Origin of the sequence: Paenibacillus sp. OT2-17 (assembly GCF_009827695.1) — a bacterium.
Lineage (GTDB): Bacteria > Bacillota > Bacilli > Paenibacillales > Paenibacillaceae > Paenibacillus > Paenibacillus polymyxa_B.
Map to the genome: position 1 here is coordinate 1 of NZ_WUDQ01000527.1, position 2,573 is coordinate 2,573.

General features: G+C 40.7%; 2 protein-coding genes and 1 pseudogene. All 3 read right to left on the bottom strand.

The genetic code is table 11. From position 1 onward, the window contains the following. Nucleotides 1–250: 250 nt before the first annotated feature. Nucleotides 251–1,147, bottom strand: coding sequence for a carbohydrate ABC transporter permease (locus tag GRP75_RS24085; RefSeq protein WP_061828394.1), 897 nt, complete (start codon nt 1,145–1,147; stop codon nt 251–253). A gap of 13 nt (nt 1,148–1,160) precedes the next feature. Next, the gene (locus GRP75_RS24090; protein ID WP_237449167.1) at nt 1,161–2,114 is read right to left on the bottom strand and encodes an ABC transporter permease; all 954 of its coding nucleotides are present in this window, start codon (nt 2,112–2,114) and stop codon (nt 1,161–1,163) included. A 305-nt stretch (nt 2,115–2,419) separates the two neighbouring features. Beyond that, nucleotides 2,420–2,573 (bottom strand): annotated as a pseudogene (locus GRP75_RS30555) (LacI family DNA-binding transcriptional regulator); the annotation flags it as partial.

The window sequence follows — 2,573 nt, forward strand, 5'->3', positions numbered from 1 at the left end:
TTAAAATTCGCATCCTGATCCGGATTTACCATCTGATTTTTTGACTCGCCACCGCCTCCCGAACATCCGCTAAGTGCAAACACTCCGGCCAACATTAGAATTCCAGCACTTTTGAATAATTTCATCGTACATAACCTCCTTTATGTCATTCCACAAGCTGAAAACTTCCCTTGCCTTTGTTATATATTTGTTTGAATGCTGGATCTATCGATTCTGTTGGACACTCCCCCTTTCAGGCACCATGACAATGTTAGCCTTTGATCGAGCCGATCATCACGCCTTTAACAAAGTATTTTTGCAGGAAAGGATACAAAATCAGCAACGGTAGACTGGATACCATGATGACACCATATTTGATAAGCTCTGTAACGCGCATCTTCGCTGCGTAAGATTCCACGTCTATCATCATGCCCGAGTTGGCCTGATTCTGGACAAGAATGTTGCGCAGAACCAGTTGCAACGGATACTTGTTTTCATCGTTCAAGTAGATCAAAGCGTCAAAGAAACCATTCCAGAAGCCGACAACATGATATAGTACCATTACGGCTATAACGGACTTAGACAAAGGCAATACAATGCTCCAAAAAAATCTGGTATTGGAACAACCATCGATCGAAGCTGCCTCCCACATTTCATCTGGGATGGTCGACTGAAAAAAAGTCCTTACGATAATGACATTGAACACACCTCCCGCTCCAGGAATAACAAGTGCCCAGATCGTATTCAGCATGTGAAGATCTTTTATCAGCAAATAGGTTGGGATCAGCCCTCCACTAAAAAACATGGAGATCAGTAAAAACCACATAATCGCCGATTTTCCCGCCAGTCCTTTACGAGCTAACGGGTAAGCTGCACATACGGTCACGGCTACTCCGATTAATGTTCCTAGACCCGCATATAAAATCGAGTTGGCATAACCAATCCATATAGATGAATCACTGAATATCCGCCCGTATCCATCCAGCGTAAAACCCTTTGGAAAAAACCATACTTCTCCTGAGTAGATGAGATTGGGGTCACTAAGTGAAGCAATCAGCACAAAATACAACGGGAATAATACAAGCAGCATAACTATGGTCAACATGAAGTAGTTGACGATGTCAAACCACATGTCTCCCTTGCTTTTTCTCTTTAATAATTGATTCAAAATGAACTCCCCCTTACCACAGGCTGGTTTCAGTCAACTTCTTGGCGATCCGGTTGACGGTGATTATCAGGATAATATTTACCACTGAATTAAACAGTCCAATTGCCGTAGAAAAGCTGTATTGTGCCTTTTGAATCCCGATTTCATAAACATAGGTCGGAATGATATTGGAAGTGGAATAATTCAAATCGTTCTGCATAAGGAAAGCCTTTTCAAAACCGATGCCCATAATGTTACCGAGTGCGAGAATCAATAAGATGACGATCGTCGGCAAAATGCTTGGAATATCCACATGCATTACGCGCTTCCATTTGCTTGCTCCATCCATAATCGCGGCTTCATGCAATTCTGGATTGACCCCTGCCAGTGCAGCAAGGTAAATGATGGTAGCAAAACCTGTCTCTTGCCAAACCCCTGATAAAATATACAAAGGACGGAACCAACCTTCGTCGGCCAAAAACATAATGGGGTCTCCTCCGAACAAGGTGATGATGTGATTCACGATTCCGCTGTTTGGAGACAGAAAAACATTAAGCATACCGACGAGCACTACGGTAGAAATAAAGTGTGGTGCGTAAATTACAGTTTGTACAATTTTCTTGTATCTTTTGGCCAACATCTGATTCAACATAATCGCTATAATAATCGGAGCTGGGAAGCTAAACACAAGCGATAGAACACTGAGTGTAAGTGTATTCGTCATAATCGTCCAGAAGTTATAGGAACCGAAAAAATCAATAAAGTGCTTAAAGCCTACCCACTCGCTTCCCCAGATTCCCCGACTTGGTGAAAAATCCTTAAAAGCAATTTGTATTCCATACATCGGATAGTACTTAAATACGAGATAAATAATAATGATTGGCAGCAAAAACAGATACAGTTCATAATCACGTTTGACCTGGTTCCATATTTTGCGATTTGGCTTGATCGTGGAATGATCCAACTCACTAGTTCTTGAATTCACCATTACACTCCCTTTCTTGTAAAAGGATATTTTCATTTTTGAAACGTTTCCAATTTATTATAAGAAAAACGTCAGTCGGTGATCCATACCATAAATCCACCGAATGAGCTGAAGTTTTTCCAATCTAAAAAAAACTTGCCTAAGATAACGGGAGATGATACATTTGCTGATTCAAACTTATTCCTTCGATCTTTTAACAGAGTAGTCTGATTGTCAAATGAAACGTTTCCAATTTTCTATAAGAGAAAGTCAAGTTTGCATATCCAGACTGTGATCCGACTTTACGAGCTAATATCTTTACAATAAAATCATGTAGTTTCGCCTTGTCTGAAGATAACGGGGAGACGATACACTTGCTGATCTAAAGTTATACCATCGATCTTTTGATACAGTAGTCTGATTGTCAAACGTGCCATCTCCTCCACTGGCTGCCTGATTGTAGACAATATCGGATGAAAATAA